The 22,061-nt window shown below is 72.1% G+C and carries 13 protein-coding genes; 4 read left to right on the top strand and 9 right to left on the bottom strand.

The features are described 5' to 3' along the window. Positions 1 to 196: 196 nt before the first annotated feature. Together N8J89_RS07145 and N8J89_RS07140 are read right to left on the bottom strand one after the other, a co-directional pair. Positions 197 to 2,974 carry a translation initiation factor IF-2 N-terminal domain-containing protein gene (locus tag N8J89_RS07145; protein WP_283663551.1) on the bottom strand — a complete coding sequence of 926 codons (2,778 nt, stop codon included), beginning with the start codon at positions 2,972 to 2,974 and terminating at the stop codon, positions 197 to 199. A 187-nt stretch (positions 2,975 to 3,161) separates the two neighbouring features. Next, on the bottom strand, positions 3,162 to 3,923 hold the full coding sequence (locus N8J89_RS07140; protein WP_283663550.1) for a TIGR03936 family radical SAM-associated protein: 762 nt from the start codon (positions 3,921 to 3,923) through the stop codon (positions 3,162 to 3,164). A 247-nt stretch (positions 3,924 to 4,170) separates the two neighbouring features. Here N8J89_RS07140 and N8J89_RS07135 point away from each other — a divergent pair, with 247 nt between their 5' ends. From N8J89_RS07135 to N8J89_RS07125, 3 genes are all read left to right on the top strand, one after another. After that, positions 4,171 to 5,613 (top strand): S8 family peptidase, encoded by a 1,443-nt coding sequence (locus N8J89_RS07135; protein ID WP_283666112.1) that lies wholly within the window; start codon positions 4,171 to 4,173, stop codon positions 5,611 to 5,613. Between the two features lie 94 nt (positions 5,614 to 5,707). Next, positions 5,708 to 7,108, top strand: a complete 1,401-nt coding sequence (locus tag N8J89_RS07130; protein ID WP_283663549.1) for a S8 family peptidase — start codon at positions 5,708 to 5,710, stop codon at positions 7,106 to 7,108. 78 nt (positions 7,109 to 7,186) lie between these two features. Then, entirely contained in the window at positions 7,187 to 8,581 is a 1,395-nt protein-coding gene (locus N8J89_RS07125) for a S8 family peptidase (RefSeq protein ID WP_502868426.1), read from the top strand. A 60-nt stretch (positions 8,582 to 8,641) separates the two neighbouring features. On the opposite strand, the gene N8J89_RS07120 is transcribed toward N8J89_RS07125, so the two are convergent. Beyond that, positions 8,642 to 10,606, bottom strand: a complete 1,965-nt coding sequence (locus N8J89_RS07120; RefSeq protein ID WP_283663547.1) for a TIGR03960 family B12-binding radical SAM protein — start codon at positions 10,604 to 10,606, stop codon at positions 8,642 to 8,644. 139 nt (positions 10,607 to 10,745) lie between these two features. Between N8J89_RS07120 and N8J89_RS07115 the strand changes: the two genes are divergently transcribed. Then, positions 10,746 to 11,564, top strand: a complete 819-nt coding sequence (locus N8J89_RS07115; RefSeq protein WP_283663546.1) for a type IV toxin-antitoxin system AbiEi family antitoxin — start codon at positions 10,746 to 10,748, stop codon at positions 11,562 to 11,564. Positions 11,565 to 11,566: 2 nt separating this feature from the next. On the opposite strand, the gene N8J89_RS07110 is transcribed toward N8J89_RS07115, so the two are convergent. The 6 genes from N8J89_RS07110 to pulA form a co-directional block, all read right to left on the bottom strand. After that, positions 11,567 to 12,382, bottom strand: a complete 816-nt coding sequence (locus N8J89_RS07110) for an ABC transporter permease (protein WP_283663545.1) — start codon at positions 12,380 to 12,382, stop codon at positions 11,567 to 11,569. An 889-nt stretch (positions 12,383 to 13,271) separates the two neighbouring features. After that, positions 13,272 to 14,156: an ABC transporter permease gene (locus N8J89_RS07105; protein WP_283663544.1), complete on the bottom strand. Its 885-nt coding sequence runs from the start codon at positions 14,154 to 14,156 to the stop codon at positions 13,272 to 13,274. After that, positions 14,156 to 15,088 carry an ABC transporter ATP-binding protein gene (locus tag N8J89_RS07100; RefSeq protein ID WP_283663543.1) on the bottom strand — a complete coding sequence of 311 codons (933 nt, stop codon included), beginning with the start codon at positions 15,086 to 15,088 and terminating at the stop codon, positions 14,156 to 14,158. Before N8J89_RS07100 ends, N8J89_RS07105 begins: the two co-directional genes overlap by 1 nt. A 114-nt stretch (positions 15,089 to 15,202) precedes the next feature. Then, positions 15,203 to 15,619, bottom strand: coding sequence for a nucleoside-diphosphate kinase (ndk, locus tag N8J89_RS07095; RefSeq protein ID WP_185002156.1), 417 nt, complete (start codon positions 15,617 to 15,619; stop codon positions 15,203 to 15,205). 87 nt (positions 15,620 to 15,706) lie between these two features. Continuing rightward, on the bottom strand, positions 15,707 to 16,120 hold the full coding sequence (locus N8J89_RS07090; RefSeq protein WP_283663542.1) for a LapA family protein: 414 nt from the start codon (positions 16,118 to 16,120) through the stop codon (positions 15,707 to 15,709). 94 nt (positions 16,121 to 16,214) lie between these two features. Beyond that, positions 16,215 to 21,983 carry a pullulanase-type alpha-1,6-glucosidase gene (pulA, locus tag N8J89_RS07085; RefSeq protein WP_283663541.1) on the bottom strand — a complete coding sequence of 1,923 codons (5,769 nt, stop codon included), beginning with the start codon at positions 21,981 to 21,983 and terminating at the stop codon, positions 16,215 to 16,217. Between the last annotated feature and the right edge of the window lie 78 nt (positions 21,984 to 22,061).

The following is a 22,061-nucleotide window of genomic DNA, read 5'->3' as shown; positions in this document are numbered from 1 at the left end:
TCGGTGTCGGTGTTTCCTCGCAGTCAGCACCCGGACCCACAGGTCCCAATCCTGACTGATCGGGCGCGCCTTACGCCCTGGGTGATGCTCCTGGGCGGGCTGCGCTTCATGACCGAAGGCCATGATTCAGCCCGCCTGACGGCGGGCCGTACATCAGGTTACGGCCCCGCCGTCAATCGGGTCAAACCGGGGTGGCTCAGCCCTCTTTGATGCCGGTCACGGGCGGGCCAGCGGCCCGTCGGACGGCTCGCCGGGGCTGGCGCCGCTTGGCGGTCGCGGGGACCGTCACCGGCTCCCGCTGCTCCTCGTGCTGACCGCCGTGGCCGTTGAGGCCCGCGCCAGCGGGCTCCTGGGCGGCCACCGCGGGCTGCTCAGGGGCCTGCTCAGCCGCCGGGGCGGCCTGCTCGGCCTTGGCGGCCTCACGCTTGGCCTCCCGCCGCTTGGCGGAGTCCTTCTTGGCCGGCTCGGCCTTGGCCTGTTCCGGCCGCTCCGCCTCGCTCTTGGCGGGCGCGGTGCGCTCGGTCTCGGCCTGCGGCGTGGTCACCGGCGCGGTCTCGATGTGCGTCTCGGTGGCGACCTCGGCCGCGGGCTGGTCCTGCCCACCGCCGCGGTTGCGCTGCCGGGACCGGCGGCCTTCCTTGCCGGAACCGGCGGCGGCACCAGTACCGGAGCCGGAGCCCCCGCTGGGCGCGCCGGCCGCGGCCCCGTTGCCATTTCCGCTGCCGTTGCCGTTGCCGCTCTTGCCGTTGCCGTTCTTGGCCCCGCCGTTGCCACCGCCGTGGGAGTGCAGCGGCTCGGTGGAGACCACCAGGCCACGCCCGCGGCAGTGCTCACAGGTGGCGCTGAAGGCCTCCAGCAGCCCGGTGCCGACCCGCTTGCGGGTCATCTGCACCAGGCCGAGCGAGGTGACCTCGGCCACCTGGTGCCGGGTGCGGTCCCGCCCGAGGCACTCGGTGAGCCTGCGCAGCACCAGGTCGCGGTTGGACTCCAGCACCATGTCGATGAAGTCGACCACGATGATGCCGCCCACGTCCCGCAGCCGGAGCTGGCGGACGATCTCCTCGGCCGCCTCCAGGTTGTTGCGGGTCACCGTCTCCTCGAGGTTGCCGCCCGACCCGGTGAACTTGCCGGTGTTCACGTCGATCACGGTCATCGCCTCGGTGCGGTCGATGACCAGGTAGCCGCCGGAGGGCAGCCAGACCTTGCGGTCCAGCGCCTTGGTGATCTGCTCGGTGATCCGGTGCTCGGTGAACACGTCGTTGGCGCCCACGTGCTTGCGCAGCCGGGAGGCCAGGTCGGGAGCCACGTGCTGCACGTAGTTCTCGATCACCTCGCCCGCCTGGGCGCCCTGCACGATCAGCGCGGAGAAGTCCTCGGTGAACAGGTCGCGGATGACCTTGATCAGCAGGTCCGGCTCCTCGTAGAGCAGCTGCGGGGCCTGCGCCTTGGGCACGTCCGCCTTCTCCTTGATGATCTCCCACTGCGCGCGCAGCCGGCCCACGTCGCGGCCGAGGGCGTCCTCGCTGATGCCCTCCGAGGCGGTTCGGATGATCACACCGGCGTCCTCGGGCACGATCCGCTTGAGGATGTCCTTGAGACGCTTGCGCTCGGTGTCCGGGAGCTTGCGGCTGATGCCGGTGGCCCCGCCGCCCGGCACGTAGACCAGGAAGCGGCCCGGCAGGCTGATCTGGGTGGTCAGCCGGGCGCCCTTGTGCCCGACCGGGTCCTTGGTGACCTGCACCAGCACGCTGTCGCCGGTGGAGAGCGCCTGCTCGATCTTGCGCGCCTTGCCCTCCAGGCCGGCGGCGTCCCAGTCGACCTCACCGGCGTAGAGCACCGCGTTGCGGCCCTTGCCGATGTCGACGAAGGCGGCCTCCATGCTGGGCAGCACGTTCTGCACCCGGCCGAGGTAGACGTTGCCGACCAGCGAGCCGCTGCCGGAGGAGGTCACGAAGTGCTCGACGAGCACCCCGTCCTCCAGCACCGCGATCTGGATCCGGTCCTCGCGCTCGCGGACCACCATCTTGCGGTCCACCGCCTCGCGGCGGGCCAGGAACTCGGCCTCGGACAGGATCGGCGCGCGGCGGCGACCGGCCTCCCGGCCGTCCCTGCGGCGCTGCCGCTTGGCCTCCAGCCGGGTCGAGCCCTTGACGCTGCGCACCTCGTCGTCGGAGGACAGCGGTCCGGGCGGAGCGTCCTGGCGGTTCTCCCGCACCTCGCGGACGTGCACCACGGTGTTCGGCGGGTCGTCGGCGCGCGGCGAGGGCTCGTCCTCGCCACCGCCCTTGCGGCGACGGCGGCGGCGACGGCGGCGGGTGCCCCCGTCCTCGTCGTCCTCGTCGTCGTCCTCGGCCACCGGCTCCTCGGCCGACGCGGCGGGCTGCTGCTCGTGCTCCTCCGGCCCGTCCTCGCCGTCCTCGCCGTCCTCGGCGGCGCCACGACCACGACCACGACCCCTGCGGCCACGGCGACGGCGACGGCGGTTGCCCGCTTCGTCGTCGTCGGCGTCGCCACCGGCGTGCTCGTCGTGCTGGTCCTCGTCCTCAGTCTCAGGCTCCTCAGCGGGCGCGGCCACCGGCTCCGGCGCCCGCTTGCGGGCAGGCGCGGGAGCGGGCTGGGCCGGGGCCATGAACAGCGGCTGCGGCGCGGCGAAGACCGGGGCGAGCGGGGCCGCTACCGGCTCCGGCTCGGCCTCGGCGACCGGCGCGTCCAGCGTCGTGTCGTCGAGGTCGACCTGGTCCTCGTCGGGCAGCAGCGCTTCGGCGACCCGTTCGGCCACGTCCCTGCTGATGCTGGACTGGGCACTGCGCACGGTCTCGCCGAGCTGCTCGAGCGTCGCCATGACGTCCCGAGAGCTGGCGCCGAGCAACTTGGCCAGCGCGTGTACCCGCAGCTTGGGGGGCAGACCTGCCAGTTCCCCGGATGCGGTGCTATCCCCGCCGGTGTGGCCGGCAGGGCTTTCCATGTTCGACATGCAGCTCCTCCGCCCCCGGGCGCGTCCAACTCGGACGCGGCCGCGCAGGGGCCTTTCTGTTCAGTCACCGCCGCGCCGCTTGGCCAGCCCGGCAGGAATCCTCCACAACCCCCTGTGTCCCCGCACGTGTGTCCGGGCGCCAGGCGGTCAGGTCATTTGACGACGTTCTGCGCCGTCTTCCACTGACCTACCGCGGTGCGTCGAGCACCGGCGGGGTTGCCTCCCGGTCAGGGGCGAGCGGATCAGTGAGGTCACCGCGGTCGTCAAGCCGTCCTTGGGCCAGCCGGCTCGCTTTCGCGGGTACCGGTGACACGAGGTCGGCGACGACGCGCAGCGCGCTCAGCACGTCATCCGGCCGGACGGTAGGTGTTGTCTGCCGTACGACCGCAGTGAGTATCCCACACCGAAGGCCGGGTTGCGGCCCATCACCCACATGGGTGGTTGTCGTCTCAACTTCCGAATCCACCCGAAGATCGACCACCGCGGCCCTGGCATCGATCATCCGGCGACCGTCCTTGGTCAGCCGTTCGACCTCCACCACGTCCCTGGCCAGCAGTTCCTCGGCCGCCTTCGCCAGCTCGGCCGGGTCCACCCCGGCCAGCTCGATCCGCCACCGGCTGGCCTCGATCCGCTCCGGCAAAGTGCCCGGACCGGCCTCGACGGCCTCCAGCACGTCCAGTCCGGGCGGCAGCGCCGCGTCCAGCTCGGCGCGCAGCACCTCCGGGTCGACCCGGTGCACCACCTGGATCTCCACGTACTCCGCCTCGCTGGCCACCCCGGTCGGCGCGGCGCCGATCCAGGAGACCTTCGGGTGCGGGCTGAAGCCCTGCGAGTAGGCCATCGGCACCCCGGCCCGCCGGAGCGCGCGCTCGAAGGCGCGAGCGACGTCACGGTGTGAGGTGAAACGCAGCCTGCCCCGTTTGGCGTAGCGCAGGCGCAGCTTCTGCACCGCGGACGCGGAGGGGTTGGGCTGGTGCTGAGTGGACAGGTCTGCTCCTCGGGCGGGCCGTTGCGGTCTGACTGGTCGAAGAGGCTACCGGCCCAAGCCGGTCGACACGCTTGTCTGGCCGGTCCACCATGGCTACCGTCCGGGCGGAATCGGTAAGTGGGCACCCCCGAGAAGCCCCAATTGCCGAGACGACGAACACGATGACGGAGGTCCCCCCGTGCCTCTGCCCCTACGTGTCCGGTTGAGCGTGTCCCTGCTGGCCGCGCTGACCGGGGCGGGGCTGGTCACCGTGCCCGCTGGCGCCACCCCCGAGGCGCCGGAGCGGGCCGGTGAGTCGGCCGCGCCCTGCCGGACTGGGCTGACGCTGCGCTACCTGGTGCTCTTCGACGCGGGCACCGCGCCCGCCGAGGCGGACGCCCAGGTCAGGACGCATTGCGGCAGCACGATCGCCTACTACCCGGAGATCGGGGTCGCAGTGGCCACCGCGGCCGATCCGGACTTCGTCAGCCGGGTCGGCGCCGACCGCGCGGTGAGCGCGGAGGCGCAGATCAGGGCCGCGCGCAAGAAGTCACCGGCCCGCGGCCCGGCTGGTCCCCGGCTGGCACTGGCCCCTGACCGCCGCCCGGCAGGCGCGGACCGCGCCGACGAGCAGTGGGACATGGCCGCGATCCGCGCGGACAAGGCCAACCAGATCGCGCTGGGCAGCAAGGACGTGCTGGTCGGCGTGCTCGACTCGGGCATCGACGCCGAGCACCCCGACCTGGCGGGCGCGGTCGACCCGGCCGCCTCCGCGAGCTGCCTCACCGGCCGCGCCGACCAGCGGCGTGCCGCCTGGCTGCCCACCGAGTCCCCGCACGGCACGCACGTGGCCGGGACCATCGCCGCGGCCAAGGACGGCAAGGGCATCACCGGCGTCGCGCCCGGCGTGCGGCTGGCTTCGGTGAAGGTGGTCGAGGACGACGGCTACGTCTATCCGGAGTCGGTGGTCTGCGGGTTCATGTGGGCCGCGGCCAAGGGCATGCGGGTGGTCAACAACAGCTTCCTGGTCGACCCGTGGGTGCTGACCTGCCGGGACCGCACTGGTCAGCGGGTCGTGCACGAGGCGGTCAGCCGCGCGGTGCGCTACTCGGTCGGCCGGGGCGTGCTCGCGGTGGCCGCGGTCGGCAACGACGCGGTGGACCTGGCCAACCCCGGTGCGACCGCGGCCAAGCTCGGACTGCCCGGCGGCCGGGTGGACAACCGGTGCGAGGCGCTGCCCGCGGAGTTGCGCGGCGTGGTCGCGGTGTCCTCGGTCGGCGCGGAGACGGTCAAGGCCAGCTACAGCTCCTACGGCCTGGGTGTGGCGCAACTCACCGCGCCCGGCGGTGACCACCGGCAGACCCCGCAGGGCGCGGAGAACGGCTGCGTGCTCTCCACGGTCCCGCACGGCGGCTACGGCTACCTGTGCGGCACCTCGATGGCGACCCCGCACGTGACCGGGGTGGCCGCGCTGCTGGCCTCCCGCTATCGCTCGGCGACCCCGGCGCAGCTGACCAGGCTGCTCGGCCAGCAGGCGGTCTCGCTGGCCTGCCCGGCCGACTACGACCTGAACTCCGACGGCGCGCAGGACGCCACCTGCAACGGCTACGCCGGTTACAACGGCTTCTACGGCCACGGCATGGTGGACGCGCTCGCCGCGGTGCGGGACTGACCCCCGAACGGCTCGATTTTCCGCGCGGCTCTGGGAAAACAGGGTGCATCGTGATCAACTGTGCCCGCTTTTCCACGCTCGCGAGGAGGTTCGGATGTCGAAGCTCGGCCGTCTGGGGGCGGCGACGCTGGCCGTGACGACCGGGGCGGTGCTGCTGGCCGCCGCACCGGCCGCGGGAGCCGCGCCGACCGGCACGCCGTGCGTCACCACCGGCACGTCGTACCAGTACGTGGTGGTGGGCAGTCCGCACACCAGGGAAGCCAAGGTGCGACAGGAGGTCACCGGCAACTGCGGGACCCTCGACCACTACTACCCGGAGATCGGCGTGGCGGTGGCCACCTCGGCGGACCCGTCCTTCGACCGGCGAGTCGGCCTGGACAAGGCCTACAGCGCGAAGAAGGCCAAGGACGCGCTGAGCGAAGGCCGCAGCCGGGTGGAGAAGCTGGAGACCCTGCGCTCCACCGTGGCCGCTGATGAGGACTTGTCAGCGCAGTCCTGGGACATGCGCGCGATCAAGGCCGACCGGGCCAACAAGATCAACCCCGGCTCGCGGGACGTGGTGGTCGGCGTGCTCGACTCCGGCGTCGACCCGAAGCACCCCGACCTGGTCAAGGCGCTGGACCCGAAGCTGTCCGCGGGCTGTGAGACCGGCAGGCCGGTCAACGAGGTCGAGGCCTGGTCGCCGCTGGGCTCCGCGCACGGCACGCACGTGGCCGGCACCATCGCCGCGGCTGACGACGGCAAGGGCATCACCGGCGTAGCGCCCGGCGTGCGGATCGCCTCGGTCCGGGTGATCAACGACGAGGGCATGATCTACCCGGAGTCCGCGGTCTGCGGGTTCATGTGGTCGGCGGCGAAGAAGTTCACCCTGACCAACAACAGCTGGTTCGCCGACCCGTTCTTCTTCTGGTGCCAGGACAAGCCGGGCGAGCAGGTCGGCTTCGAGGCCATCCGCCGCGCGGTCGCCCACGCGCACCGCGCGCAGGTCCTCACCGTCGCGGCCGCGGGCAACTTCGCGCTGGACCTGACCGACCCGACCTCCGACCCGGCCGCCGAGCACCCGGTGAACCGCAAGTGCAAGCTGCTGCCCGGTGGCCTGCCCGGTGTGGTGTCGGTGTCCTCCACCGGCTACGACGGCGCGCTGTCCAGCTTCAGCGACTACGGCCGCGGCGCGATCACGGTGAGCGCGCCCGGCGGTGACTTCTCCCCCGAGCCGCCGCCCGGCCAGGGCCCCGGCTGCCCGCTGTCCACGGTGCCCGGTGGTCAGTACGGGTCGATGTGCGGCACCTCGATGGCCTCCCCGCACGCGGCGGGCGTGGCCGCGCTCCTCGCCTCCGGGCTGCCCTGGCGGTCCGCGGACCACCTGCGGTTCCTGCTGGCCGCCGAGGCCGACCCGAAGCCGTGCCCGAGCGGCGACCAGCGCTGCACCGGCTCCCGCTTGAACAACTCGTTCTTCGGGTCCGGGCAGGTCAACGCGCTGCGCGCGGTCCGCTGAGCCATCCGGCCGCTGCGCCGGTCGGTCTCCGCCTTCTAGGTTCCTTCTCCGGAAGAGTCACCTAGTTGGGGAGGCAGTGTGTCGGCTACACGTCGATGGACCACCGCGTTGGCGGCGACGGCCTTGATCGGCGGCGCGCTGGGGGCGACCCCGGCCGCCGCCGATCCGGCCGGAGCGCCCTGTGACCCCAGCGGCACCAGCTACCGGCATGTCGTGCTGTTCACCCCTGGCACGCCGGAGTGGGCGGCGGCCAGGGAGATCACCCGGAAGTGCGGCAGCACGGACGCCTACTACCGGGAGATCGGCGTCGCGGTGGCCACCTCGGCCGACCCGAGCTTCGAGTCCCGGTTCACCCTGGAGCGCGCCTACAGCGCCGAAAAGGCCGCCAAGAGCATCGCCGCGCGCTCCCGGATGGTGGAGACCACCGCGGAGGTCGGCGCCCGCGGCGCGGCCGAGGACCTCTCGCCGCGGTCCTGGGACATGCGCCAGATCAAGGCCGACGAGGCCAACAAGATCAACCCGGGTTCCCGGCGGGTCGTGGTCGGCGTGCTCGACTCCGGCGTGGACGCCGACCACCCCGATCTGAAGGCCGCGGTCGACCCCGCGCTCTCCGCGGGCTGCACCACCGGCCGCGCGGACCAGGACAAGCCCGCCTGGATGCCGAGCAACTCCTCGCACGGCACGCACGTGGCGGGCACCATCGCCGCGGCCAAGGACGGGCAGGGCATCACCGGCGTCGCGCCCGGTGTGCGGCTGGCCTCGGTGAAGGTGGTCAACGACGACGGGATGATCTACCCGGAGTCCGCGGTGTGCGGGTTCATGTGGGCGGGCGCCAAGGGCTTCGAGGTCACCAACAGCAGCTGGTTCATGGACCCGTGGATGTTCTGGTGCAAGGACGTGGCGGGTGAGAAGGTCGGACACGAGGCGGTCCGGCGCGCGATCGCGTACTCGGTGCGCAAGGGCTCGCTGCACGTGGCCGCGGTCGGCAACAGCGCGGTCGACCTGGCCAACACCACCAAGGACCCGGCCAAGCCGCACCCGGTGAACGAGAACTGCGACGAGGCGCCCGCCGAGTTCGCCGGGGTGGTCGGGGTTTCGGCCACCGGGTACGCGAAGAAGCTCTCCGGCTACTCCAGCTACGGCAAGGGCGTGGTGGACGTGACCGCGCCGGGTGGCGACGGCGCGCAGCCGCCGCCCGCCGGCGAGGGCTCGGGCTGCCCGCTGTCCACGCTGCCGGGCGGCCGCTACGGCACCGCCTGCGGCACCTCGATGGCCTCGCCACACGCGGCCGGCGTGGCCGCGCTGCTGGCCTCGAAGTACCGGGGCGCGCCGCCGCAGGCGCTGGCCTGGCTGCTGGGGCACCAGGCGGACGAGCTGCCCTGCCCGGCCGGTGACGCCCGGTGCACCGGTGCGGCCAGGGACAACGCGTTCTTCGGCAAGGGTCTGGTGAACGCGCTCAAGGCAGTCAGCTGAGCATGACGAAGGCCCCGGTTTCCCTTGTCGGACAAGGGAAACCGGGGCCTTCGTATTGGCTCAGCCCTGGCTGAACGCCGGGTTGCGCACGGGGCTGCCGGTGCCGACCGGGGTGATCGGCAGCAGCACCTTGCCGGTCGGGCCGACCTGGATGTCGGTGTTCATCGCCGGGCACACGCCGCAGTCGAAGCACGGGGTCCAGCGGCAGTCGTCCTGCTCACGCTCATCCAGCGCGTCCTGCCAGTCCGACCACAGCCATTCCTTGTCCAGGCCCGAGTCGAGGTGGTCCCAGGGCAGGACCTCCAGCTCCTCGCGTTCCCTGGTGGTGTACCAGGCCAGGTCGAGGCCCACCTGTTCCAGCTCGACCTTGGCGGCCTCCACCCAGCGGTCGTAGGAGAAGTGCTCGCCCCAGCCGTCGAACTGGCCGCCCTCGCGCCACACCCGCTCGATCACCCGGCCCAGCCTGCGGTCACCCCGGGAGAGCAGTCCCTCGATCAGCGCGGGCTTGCCGTCGTGGTAGCGCATGCCGATGTTGCGGCCGATCGAGCGGTCGGTGTTGATCTCGTCGCGGAGCTTGCGCAGCCGGTTGTCCACGGTGTCCGGATCGCACTGCGCGGCCCACTGGAACGGGGTGTGCGGCTTCGGCACGAACCCCCCGATGGAGATCGTGCAGCGGATGTCCTTGCGCCCGGAGGCCACCCGCCCGGCCTTGATGACCTCCTTGGCCATCCGGGCGATCTGCAGCACGTCCTCGTCGGTCTCGGTGGGCAGGCCGCACATGAAGTACAGCTTCACCTGCCGCCAGCCGTTGGCGTAGGCGGTGCTGACGGTGCGGATGAGGTCTTCCTCCGACACCATCTTGTTGATCACCTTGCGCAGCCGCTCGCTGCCGCCCTCCGGAGCGAAGGTGAGCCCGGAGCGGCGGCCGTTGCGGGAGAGCTCGTTGGCCAGGTCGACGTTGAAGGCGTCCACCCTGGTGCTGGGCAGGCTCAGCCCGGTCTTGGTGCCCTCGTAGCGGTCCGCGAGGCCCTTGGTGACCTCGGCGATCTCCGAGTGGTCCGCGCTGGACAGCGACAGCAGGCCGACCTCTTCGAAGCCGGTGTTGGCCAGTCCGCGCTGCACCATCGCGCCGATGCCCTCGATGGAGCGTTCTCGCACCGGGCGGGTGATCATGCCGGCCTGGCAGAACCGGCAGCCGCGGGTGCAGCCGCGGAAGATCTCCACGCTCATCCGCTCGTGCACGCTCTCGGCCAGCGGGACCAGCGGCTGCTTCGGGTACGGCCACTCGTCGAGCTCCATCGTGGTCCGCTTGAACACCCGGTAGGGCACCCGGTCGCGGTTGGGCACCACGCGCTGGATCCGGCCGTCCGGCAGGTACTCCACGTCGTAGAACCGCGGGATGTACACCCCGCCGGTCTCGGCGAGCCTGGTCAGCACCTCGTCCCGGCCGCCGGGGCAGCCCTCGGCCTTCCAGGCGCGGATGATGTCGGTGACCTCGAGCACCGCCTCCTCGCCGTCGCCGAGCACGGCGGCGTCCAGGAAGTCGGCGATCGGCTCCGGGTTGAACGCCGCGTGCCCGCCGGCCAGCACGATCGGGTGGTCCTCGGTGCGGTCCTTCGCGTGGATCGGGATCCCGGCCAGGTCCAGCGCGTTGAGCAGGTTGGTGTAGCCCAGCTCGGTGGCGAAGCTGACCCCGAGCACGTCGAAGGCGCCGACCGGCCGGTGCCCGTCCACGGTGAACTGCGGCACGCCGTTCTCGCGCATCAGCTTCGCCAGGTCGGGCCAGATGGCGTAGGTGCGCTCGGCGAGCACGTCAGGCTGCTCGTTGAGGATCTCGTAGAGGATCATGATGCCCTGGTTGGGCAGGCCGACCTCGTAGGCGTCCGGGTACATCAGGCACCACCGGACCACAGCCTCTTCCCAGGGCTTGACGGTGGCGTTCAGCTCCCCGCCGACGTACTGGACGGGCTTGGACACCTGCGGAAGCAGCGGTTCAAGCTGGGGGAAGACAGACTGCACACTCACGCGACCAGGGTAACGCCCATTGGCCCGTGCCTCCGCCCGGCCAATCCCAAGATCGCTACTTGTCCACAAGTGACCAGTTGTCCACAGCCCGGCCGACACCCGCTGGCCCCACCCGCCACCACCCCGCCAAGCTGCCCTCATGCCCACCGCCACCACCCCGAACAGCCTCCTCCCCCGCACCCTGGACCTCCCCGGCCTCCGCGCCGGAGGCCAACCACACCGGTGCCACCAGGACGCCCGCCCGACGCCCCGCCTGCGCGCCCGCGCGGCTCTGCTGGCCACCGGCACCAGGGCCGCGGTGGCCAGCCACCACACCGCCGCCCGGCTGCACGGCCTCGCCCTGCCCTCGACCGAGGGCCCGGAGCACGTCACCGTCCCCCGCACCTACCGCTACCTGCGAAGACACGATCTGCGCTCGCACACCAGCGCCCTACCGGCCCACCACGTCACCAGGATCAACGGGCTGCCCTGCACCACCGTGCCCAGAACAGTCCTGGACCTGGCCCGCGCACTCCCCCGGTTACCCGCCATCTGGCTGATCGAGGACGCCCTGCACCGCCGCCTGGTCACCCGCCCCGACCTGGAGACCTGCCTGGCCGAGCTGCCGCGCGCCCCCGGTGACCGCGACCTGCGCGCCCACCTGGCCGCCGCCACCGGCACGACGGGCACGTTCCTCCAGTGCGCGGCCAGGATCGCCCTCGCCGACGCGGACCTACCCCCGTTCACCCCGAGCTACGACCTGGTCGCCGACGGCGTCACCCTGTGCACGGCCGACGGCGCCTACCCGGAGCAGCGGCTGGCCCTGGAGTTCCAGGACCCGGCCCGCGCCCCGCACTGGCGCTGGCTACCCCTGGGCTGGCGCCTCAAGACGTTCACCTGGCGCGACCTGGTGCACGAGCCCGCCCGCTTCACCACCGCGGTCAGCGAGTGCCTGAGCGCCCACCAGGAGCCGGACTGAGCTCACCGCAGCAGCAGCTTGTCCAGCCGCCGGGTGGTCACCCACATGCCCACCGCCGCGATCACCAGGAAGTACCCGAGGTGGCCCAGCATGCCGATGCCGACGTGCCCCGTGGTGAGCCCGCGCATCAGCTCCACCGCGCGGTAGAGCGGCAGCCAGTCCACGATCCACTGGAGCGGCCGGGGGTAGACCGACAGCGGGTAGAAGGTGCTGCAGAACAGGAACATCGGCAGGATCGCCAGCTGCACCAGGTCGAAGTCCTGCCAGGACCGCATGAACGTGGTGCAGGCCATGCCGGCCGCGGCGAAGGCGAAGGCCACGAACAGGGCCACCGGCAGCGCCAGCAGCGCCCACGGCGAGGAGATGAGGTCCATGCCCAGCATCACCAGCAGGAACCCGGCGGAGTACAGCCCACCGCGGATCACCGCCCAGGTGATCTCCCCAACCGCCACGTCCAGCGGCCCGAGCGAGGTGGCCAGCACCGCGTCGTAGAGCTTGGCGTACTTGAGCTTGAAGAAGACGTTGTAGGTGGCGTCGTTGATGGCGCCGTTCATCGCCGAGGAGGCCAGCAACGCGGGCGCGAGGAACATCGCGTAGTCCATCGGCTGCCCGTCCGGCCCAGCCACCTGCCCCACCATGCTGCCAAAACCGACGCCCAGCGAGAGGAGGAAGAACAGTGGCTCCAGCACGCCCGACACCAGGTTGAGCCAGGACCGCCGGTTCACCAGCAGCGCCCGCTCGACCATCATCCGGCCCCGCCCGGCGTAAAGCCCCGCGGGCAGGATGCGCAACAACGGCCCAGCAGACCGCTCGGCCACCGAGTGCCCACCAGCCAAGCGCTCACCGACCAGCAGCCCCCCACCCGCCCGTTCACCACCCGCGCGACCACTGCCGCCCGACCGCGCGCCACTGGCCCGGGTGTCGCTGACCGCGTGGCCGCCCCCACTCGGCTGCACGCCACCGGTCTGGGTGCCGCCAACCGCGAGGCCACTCCCGCCCAACTGCTCGCCACCGGCCAAGGTGTCGCCAGTCGTATGGCCGCTCCCGTCCGACTGCGCGCCACCAGACTGGGCGTCGCCAGCCGTGCGGCTGCTTCCACGTGACCGCCCGCCACCAACCCGGGTGTCGCTGACCGAGTGGCCGCCCCCGCTCGACTGCACGCCACCGGCCTGGGCGTCACCGGTCACGCCACCACTCCCGCCCGACTGCTCGCCACCGGTCTGGGCGTCACTGGTAACGCGACTACTCCTGCGCGACTGCTCGCCACCGGCCAGGGTGTCGCCAGCCGCGAGGCCACTCCCACCCGACTGCTCGCCTCCAACCCGGGTGACGCCAGCCGCGTGGCCGCTCCCACTCGGCCGCACGCCACCGGTCTGGGCGTCGCCAGTCACGCCACTACTCCCGCCCAACTGCGCGCCACCGACTCGGGAGTCGGCAGCCGTCGGGCTGCTCCCACGTGACCGCTCGCCACCAGTCTGGGCGTCGCCAGCCGCGTGGCTACTTCCGCGCGACTGCTCGCCACCAACCCGGGTGTCGCTGGCCGCGTTGCCGCCAACGCTCGACTGCGTACCGCTGGCCTGGGCGTCGCCAGTCGCGGGGCCGCTCCCGCCCGACTGCGCACCACCCGACTGCGCGCCACCAGATTGGGCGTCGCTGGCCGTGTGGTGGTCCGCGATGCCGTCTGTTGTCCTGTCGTCGTTCGTCATGTCAGTTCGCCAGCCTTCGGCGGAAGTTGCGGGCGGCCAGCGCGGCGCCGCCGGCCAGCAGGGCGAGCAGATAGGCGGCGTGGCCCAGGGCGGGCCACAGCTCCAGGCCGCCGAGGACGGTGCCTCGGGCGAGTTCGGTGCCGTGCCAGAGCGGGGTGATCCAGGCGATTGGCTGGACCAGGTCGGGTAGGCGGTCCAGTGGGAAGAAGGTGCCTGCGAACAGGGTCATCGGCATCAGCACGAAACGGAAGATGTTGCCGAGGGACTGGCCCTCGTCGTCGACCGTGGCGACGTAGGCGACCAGTGGCGCCGCGAAGGCCATGCCGGCCAGCGTGGCGAACAGCAGGGAGAGCAGCACCAGGGGGCTGCGGACTCCGCCGAAGAAGGCGGCCACCACCAGGTAGATGCCGCCGGAGAGCAGCAGGCGGGCCGCTGTCCACAGCAGTTGTCCGCCGACGATCTGATAGGGGGTGATGGGTGAGGCGTTGATGCCCCAGTAGACCCGCTGCCACTTGAACGAGGACAGCACCGGGAAGGTCGACTCACCGGTGGCGTTCTGCACCGCGGCGACCACCAGCAGCGCGGGTGCCAGGTACTCCAGATAGGACACTCCGCTGGGCACCGACCCCGGCTTGACCTGGGAGCCGATGCCCAGCCCCAGGGCGAGCAGGAACAGCAGCGGCTGTCCGACGCTGGAGAAGAAGGTGGCTCGCCAGTTGCGCTTGTACCAGGTCCACTTTCCTTCCACCACAAGGAAAGCGGCCCGCCAAGCGCCGACCGGCCGTCCCGTGGCGCGACGGCGCGGGCGGGTGCCGGTCGGCTCTTCGGCCGGCTCGGTGGCCGGGTGCGCGGAGGCGGCGGGCGCTGGCTGTGCGGAGTCGTTCATCAGTCCACCAGCGTTCGGCCGGTGAGCCGGAGGAACACGTCCTCCAGCGAGCTGCGGCGGACCAGGCTGGACACCGGGCGGATGCCGCGTTCGACCGCGGCGGCCAGGGCCGTCTCGCCGTCGGCGGTGTAGAGCAGCAGGCGGTCGGGCAGGATCTCGACGCGCTCGGCCAGGTCGGCGACCGTGGGCGCGGCCTCGCTCTGGTGGCCTGGGGCGAAGCGGAGCTCGAGGACCTCGCGGGTGGAGTGCGCGGCGATCAGGTCGGCCGGGGAGCCCTCGGCGACGATGTGACCGTTGTCCATCACCACCAGGCGGTCGCAGAGCTGCTCGGCCTCGTCCATGTAGTGGGTGGTGATGATCAGGGTGACGCCTTGCTGCTTGAGCCGGAACAGCCGGTCCCACAACAGGTGCCGGGCCTGCGGGTCCAGGCCGGTGGTCGGCTCGTCGAGCAGCAGCAGTTCCGGGTCGTTGACCAGGGAGCGGGCGATGGTGAGTCGTCGCTTCATGCCGCCGGAGAGGGACTCCACCTCGGCGTCGGCGCGGTCGGTGAGCTTGGCGAAGTCCAGCAACTCGGTGGCCTTGTCCCGCACGTGCGCGCGGGAGAGGCCGAAGTAGCGGCCGTAGAGCTGGAGGTTCTGCCGGACGGTGAGCTCGTTGTCCAGGTTGTCCTGCTGCGGCACCACGCCGATGCGGGCGCGGATCCGGGGGCCTTCGAGGTCCGGGTCGAGGCCGAGCACGGACAGCTCGCCGCCACTGCGCGGGGACACGCAGGCGATCATCCGCATGGTGGAGGACTTGCCCGCGCCGTTGGGTCCGAGGAAGCCGAATGCCTCACCCGCGCCGACCTTCACGTCGATGCCGCGGACCGCCTCGAAGTCGCCGAAGCGTTTGCTGAGTCCGTTCGCCTCGACCAGCCAACCGTCGCCGTTCACGCAGGCGACGGTAACCGAGGGCACCGACAGAACAGAACGAGTTTTCCACCGGACACAGCAAGGGCGTCCTCGCTGACCTGCGAGGACGCCCTGCTGAGTGCTACCTGGCCCGGATCAGCCTGCGAGGTTGGGGAACCAGAGCTTGATCTCACGGGCGGCGGACTCCGGGGAGTCGGAGCCGTGCACGAGGTTGAACTGGGTCTCCAGGGCGAAGTCGCCGCGGATGGTGCCGGGGGTGGCCTTCTCGACCGGGTCGGTGCCACCGGCGAGCTGACGGAAGGCCGGGATGGCGCGGGTGCCCTCGACCACGGCGGCCACCAGCGGGCCGGAGGTGATGAAGTCGAGCAGGCTGCCGAAGAACGGCTTGCCGTCGTGCTCGGCGTAGTGCTGCTCGGCAACGCCGCGCTCGACGTTGCGCAGCTCCAGCGCGACCAGCTTCAGGCCCTTGCGCTCGATGCGGGAGATGACCTCGCCGACCAGGCCACGGGCAACGCCGTCGGGCTTGACCAGGACCAGGGTGCGCTCGCTCACGACGTACTTTCTCCTTGTTCGGGGTACCGGCGCGGTTCGGGGCACCGGCGGGGGATGCTCGCGCGCAGGGTACCTGGCGCGGCCCGTTCAGCCCCGCCCGCTCCCCCGCTTCGCGCTCCGGCGCAGCTGGATGATGCGCGCGTAGCCGGGCACCGCGACCAGCAGCACACCCAGGATCGCCGAGAGCAGCAGCGCCACGCCCAGCGGCAGGGTGCCCGTGATGCCGAAGTAGGAGATCTGCACGTCCTGGCCGTTCTCCAGGATGAACACCAGCAGCAGCAACAGCACCACGGCCGCCACCACGAACACCGTCCACAGCCCGCCGAGGCGGTTCCGCTTGGGCTCGGTGACGCCCTGCGCGCCGGGTTCCGTGACGGTCCGCTCGGTGGCGGCGCGCTCAGTGGCACGGCGGCGGGCCGCGCGGGGGTCGGCGACCGGGTCGGGGCGCTGGTGCTCGCCGGTGCGGTGACCGGGGCTTTCGGGGATGTGGGCTTCGCTCATCGTGGTGCCTGCCTTCCAGCGCGGGATCTCCCCAGGTACTTCGGCTACCCACAGCGAGGACTCGATTCACCAGTTGGGCGAAACAGCCCTCCGGTCAGCGCGTCAGCACCGCCACCGTCCGGCCCGGCACCCTGGCCTGGTCGCCGCTGACGCTGGTCTGCCGCACCACCGGATCCCCGCCACCGGCCTGGATCTCGTGCAGCCGCCAGCCGCCGCCGGCGGGCAGCGCGATCTCCCGTGCCGCCGGATCCGGGTTGACCATCACCAGCACGCCCCGCCGCGCCGGATCGAGGTCAGGGCCGACCCTGTCGTCCAGGTGCGCGACCACCACGCCCGGCGCGGACCTGGGGTCCGGGAAGGACAGCTTCTGCTGCACCAGGGCCTGCTCGGGCAGGGTGAACAGCGGGGAGGACTGGCGCAGGCGGAGCAGGTCCAGGGTGCGGTCCAGCGCGGTGCGGAGGTCCGCGGGGGCTGGTTTCAGGACCGGGTTGGCCAGCAGGGGTTTGGCGTAGGGCCACTTGTCGCGGTTGTCGTGCGCGGGTGGCAGGCCGGAGCCGAAGACCGAGCCGCGCAGGGCCGGGTCGTAGCGGTTGAACCAGTCGCCGGAGTCGTAGCTGTTGCGGTCCAAGGACTTCGAGCGCAGGAACTCGGTGCCCGCGTGCACCAGGGGCTGGCCCTGGCCGAGCAGGGCGGGGGCCAGCGCGACGGTCTGCATGCGCACGCGGTCGGCCATCGAGGTGCCGGGCGGCAGCTTGTAGGCCAGCGCGTCGTAGAGGGCCTCGTTGTCGTGCGCGTCCACGTAGGTGATCGACTCGGCGGGACCGGCGGTGTAGCCGGCGCGGGCGCCGTTGTAGCGGACGTCGCGACCGGTGACTTCCGCGCCGCTGGTGCCGCGGAAGCGGAAGTCGGCGGCGTTGCCGGCCAGGCCGAGTTTGACCAGGTCCGCGTAGTTGGTCAGCCGGGCCTGCTGTTCGGCCGGGGTGCCGTTGGCCGGGCTGCCGTTGGGATCGCCCGCCAGGCCGGAGCCCAGTCCCTGCACCCTGGGGTCGGCGTCGAACGGGCCGCCGCCGCGGACGCCGTCGCGCAGGCGGTCGTTGAAGGTGCCGACACCGGTGCCTGCCATGTTCGCCTGGGTGGCCTGCTCGAACCGGGCGTTGCCGCCGACCTCGCCGAAGTCCCAGCCCTCGCCGTAGATCCGGATGTTGCGCCCGTCCACTCCGTCGGCGGCCACGGTCAGCCGGTCCAGCGCGGCGCGCACCGCGAGGATGTTGGCCTTGGGGTGGTGGCCCATCAGGTCGAACCGGAAACCGTCCACTTTGTACAGTCGAGCCCAGCGCAGCACCGAGTCGACGACCAGCTTGCCCATCATGGCGTTCTCGGTGGCGGTGTTGGCGCAGCAGGTGGAGTTGGCCACCGAGCCGTCCTCGGTGAGCCGCTGGTAGTAGCCGGGCACCACCCGGTCCAGCACCGACTTCGGGTCGTTGCCGGCGGCCGCGGTGTGGTTGTAGACCACGTCGACCACCACCCGGTTCCCGTTGGCGTGCAAGGCCTGCACCATCTCCCGGTACTGCCGGGCGCGGGCCTGGCCGGACTGGGCGTCGGGGGTGGCGTAGGAGCCCTCCGGCACGTCGTAGTGCCACGGATCGTAGCCCCAGTTGAACCCGTCCTTGGCCGCGGTCTTGGCCACGCAGTCCTGCTGCTGCTCGGAGTCGGCGGGCAGGCTGGGCAGGTCGCAGGCGGGTTTCTGCTGGTCGGCGCGGCGTTCCGGGATGGTGGCGATGTCGAAGGTGGGCAGCAGGTGCACGGTGTCCATACCGGCCTCGGCCAGCGTGCGCAGGTGCCGCATGCCGGTGGAGTCGCGGTGGGTGAACGCCTTGTAGGTGCCGCGGTCCGCCTCGGGCACGCTGTTGTCGCCGATGGAGAAGTCGCGCACGTGCAGCTCGGTGATGGCGTGCCTGGCCGGGTTCGGGCCCAGGCCCTTGGCGACTTCGCGGTCCCAGCCGGGCGGGGCCGCGCGCAGGTCGGTGAGCTGGGAGTGGGTGGAGTCCACGGTCAGCGCGAGCGAGTACGGGTCGGTGACGACCGCGGTCTCCACCTTGCCGGTGCGCGGCTGCCAGGCGGTGACCTCGTACTGGTAGTAGCGGTCCAGCCAGTCGCCGGACCCGGTCCACGCGCCGGAGGCCGGATCACGTTGCAGGGCAACGGTCTGGCTCGGTTGCGCGGTCGCGGCGGGCGGGGTGCGGTCGAACAGGCGCAGCCGCGCCGACTTCGCGGTGGGCGCCCACAGCCGGACACCGACCGGCTGGGCCAGCGGGCCGTAGGTCAGCCCGGCCGCGGCCGGCGCGTAGTGCTCGTCGAGCACCCCGGCCAGCTGCACCCCGGTGGCGTGCCGGAGCGCGCCGCCGGCGTCCCGGTGCACCGCGACCACCTGCCCGCGCAGCGCGTCCCGCCCACTGTCCACATCGGATGCTCGCAGCCGGTACACCGGTTTTCCGCGCAGGTGCGGGAACTTCGCGGCCAGCTCCGCGGGCAGGCCGCCGGGATCGGGCGCGAGCCGCAGCACCCGGCCGCCCTGCACCTGCCCGGCCACCACCGCGATCCGCCCGTCCGGGTCGTGCCGCAGCTCGTAGCCGTCGGTGTCGGCGGGCGGCACGTCCCACACCACCCGGTCCTTGCTGACCCAGATCGCCTTGGCCTTGCTCAGATCCGCGTCCGCCGGGGCCGCGGCCGAGGGCGGCAGCACGTAGGAGACCGAACCGTCCGGCCGGGTGACCCCGCTGGCGTACCACACCTCGTGGCCGGTGGCGCCCAGCTGGATCCGCTGGTCCGGCCCCGGATCCTTGGTGTCGCCGCGGTGCAGCAGGTAGCTGAGCCCGGTGGCGCCCTCGGCCAGCGGCACCGACCAGGTCAACCCAAAACCGTCCCGCCGGTCGGGCCGCTGGGACTCGTTCCAGGAGGGGCTGGGCGTGGCCGAGCCACCCCAGTGGTACAGCGTCCAGTCCTGGTAGTCACCGGCCGGCCGGTGGTAGTGCAGCACGATCCGCCGCTCGGCCGCGGCGCGGCTGGCGTGCACGGCCTGATCCCCTTGCCGCAACCAGGCTTCCGCCCCGCGCGCGGGTTCGATCCGGCCGCTGACCTCGGTCGCGCCGTCCTTGAGCACGGTCAGCTCGACCGGCGCACCGGTGCCGTTGACCCGCACCGTGGCCCGCACGCCGTAGTCCTCCCGTGTCTCCAGGGGGATCTCGGTCGGCTGGTCCGCCGCGATGCCGCCGCCGAGCCGCAACCGCAGGCCGCCGTAGTCGCCGCCGGGCCGGTGGTAGCGGACCTCGACCGCGCCGGTGGCCGCGGCCTGGCCAGGGAACACCGGTGCCTGTCCCTGTTTCAGCCACACCTGCGGCGTGACCGAGGGATCGACGAAGCGATCACTCGCCACATCCTTCTCCTCGCCCTTGTGCACCAGGAAGCCGACCTGTTTCGCGCCCGGCTTGAGCCGCACCCAGGCGAAGCGGCCGTAGCCGGTCTCGCCCGCGAACGGCAGCGGCCGCTCCCACGCGGTGGGTTCGGCGACCTCGCCCCACACGTGCAGTCCCCAGCCGTCGTAGTCCCCGGCAGGCCGGTTGTAGTGCACCACCAGCCAGTCCGGACTCGGCTGCGCGCCGGTGCCACCGCCCGGCGCGGCGACCAGGGTCACCTCCGCGCCGTCCGCGCTCAACCGGCCCGCGGCGTCCTTGACCACGGTCCGCAGCTCGACCCGCGCCCCGGCCTTGGCGCCCGGCAGCGCGGCCAGGTCGGCGAAGACCCGGTACGGCGCGGCGTCGTCGGTGCCGAGCACGGTCCAGTCCCGCTGCCCCGTCACCCGCGCGGCGAAGGTGGCCTGCGCGTACGGCGCGGTCACGTGGTCCGCGCGCAGTTCGACCCGCTCGCGCAGCGCGGTGCCTGCCGGTGGCACCACCAGCGTGGGCTGGGCGGAAGCGTTGGCGGGCACCGGAATCCGGCCGGTCGAGCGCAGCACCAGCGCGGACAGCGGCGGCACGGTGACCCGCACCGCGCCGTCCGCCCCGCTGACCGGCGTGACCTGGCCGCCCCAGACCGCGCGGAAACCCAGTCCCGGCGCGGACACCGGCACCGTGACCTCGGCCGCGCCGGTACCGGCGTTGGCCACCACCACGTGCTCGACCTGGGTTTCCCGGTCGATCCGGCTGAAGGCCAGCACATCCCGCTCGGCCAGCCGCAGCACCTGGTTGCCCCGCCGCCACACCGGATCACCGTCCACAAAGGACGCCAGCTGGCCGAGGTGCCGGTACAGCGGGTGCTTCCGGTCGAAGTTGTCCGCCGCCGGAGTCGCGTCGGTGCCCACCTGGTCCTGGTCCCGCCACTCCGGCACCTTGCTGGGGAACATGTCCTGCCGCGCGTCCTTGTCCCCGCCGGTGCCCGCGAACCCCTGCTCGTCGCCGTAGTAGACCACCGGGTTGCCGCGCCAGAAGTACATCAGGCTGTGCGCCAGCCGCAGCCGGTCGAGGGCCTCCGGATCGGCCATGCCGGGCCGGTCCTGGCGCAGCATGCCCGCGATCCGGCCCATGTCGTGGTTGCCCAGGAAGGTGGGCAGCGAGGAGGCGTTGGAGTCGGCGTCGGTGTAGCGGTCGTCGGCCAGCAGCACCTGGGCCAGCCGGTCCGCACCCTGCCCGGCGGCGAAGGACCGCGCGCCGCCCTGGAACGGGAAGTCCAGCACCGACTGGAGTTTCCCGCCGGTGGTGTACTTCGAGGTGATCGCCGGGTCGCCGTCGTAGACCTCGCCGAAGACGAAGAAGTCCTTCTTACCCTTGCGCTGCGCGTACTCCTTGACCTTGGGTGCCAGCGCCTGCCAGAACTCCACGTTCACGTGCTTGACCGTGTCCACCCGGTAGCCGTCGATGTCCAGGGTGTCGATCCAGCTGGTGAAGATCTCGGTCATCCCGTCGACCACCCGCGGGTGCTCGGTCATCAGGTCGTCGAGCCCGTCGAAGTCGCCGTAGGTGGACGACTCTCCGGCGAAGGTGGAGTTGCCGCGGTTGTGGTAGAGCTTGACGTCGTTGAGCCACCTGGGTTTCTTCGCCCCGGCGTCCCCGCCGCGCAGCACCGGCTCGTACGGGAACGAGCGGCGCGCGTCCAGTCTGGGGAAGTCCTTGCCCCCGGCCAGCGCGGCCAGGTCGATGGGCCGCCCGTCCGCGTCCAGGTAGGGCTGGGCGCCGATGCCGCGGTAGTCGTGCTTGCCGCCCGCGTAGTCGATGACGTCGGCGGTGTGGTTGGCCACGATGTCGAAGAAGACCTTCATGCCGCGCGCGTGCGCGTCCCTGATCAGCGCGCGCATCTCGTGCAGGGTCCCGAAATGCGGGTCCAGCTCGGTGTAGTCGGTGGTCCAGTAGCCGTGGTACCCGGCGGAGGCGGTGCTGCCGCTGCCCTGCACCCAGCGGTTGCGGAACATCGGCGTCAGCCACACCGCGGTGGTGCCCATGCCGCGCAGGTAGTCCAGTTCTGACCGCAGCCCAGCCAGGTCGCCGCCGTGGTAGTAGCCCTTGTCCGCCGGGTCGAAGCCGTGCTTGGACCGGTCTCCTGAGCTGCCCGCGGTGTCGTTGCGGGAATCGCCGTTGGCGAAGCGGTCCGGCAGCAGGAAGTAGAACCGCTGCCCGGTCAGGTCGCCGCGCAGCGCGTCCCGGCCGAGCCGCCGGTCGCCCTCGCGCACGCCCGAGGGCAGATCCGCGACCGCGCCGATCGCCAGCGGGGCAGCCGGCGGCAGCGCGGTCGCGGTGCCGGTGAACGCGGGCAGCGCGGTCACCACCAGCGCCGCGCTCAGCAGGACTCCGACCGATCTCCGGCTGCGCCGCACGGCGACCTCCTAGTCGCAAGTTTTTGCAAACCCATACGGGCGGGTCGGCAGAAAACCACGCGGCTCCTGCGAAGGCAA

This window comes from Crossiella sp. CA-258035 (genome assembly GCF_030064675.1).
In the GTDB taxonomy this organism is placed as follows: domain Bacteria; phylum Actinomycetota; class Actinomycetes; order Mycobacteriales; family Pseudonocardiaceae; genus Crossiella.
This window is presented reverse-complemented; position numbering and strand designations above follow the sequence as displayed.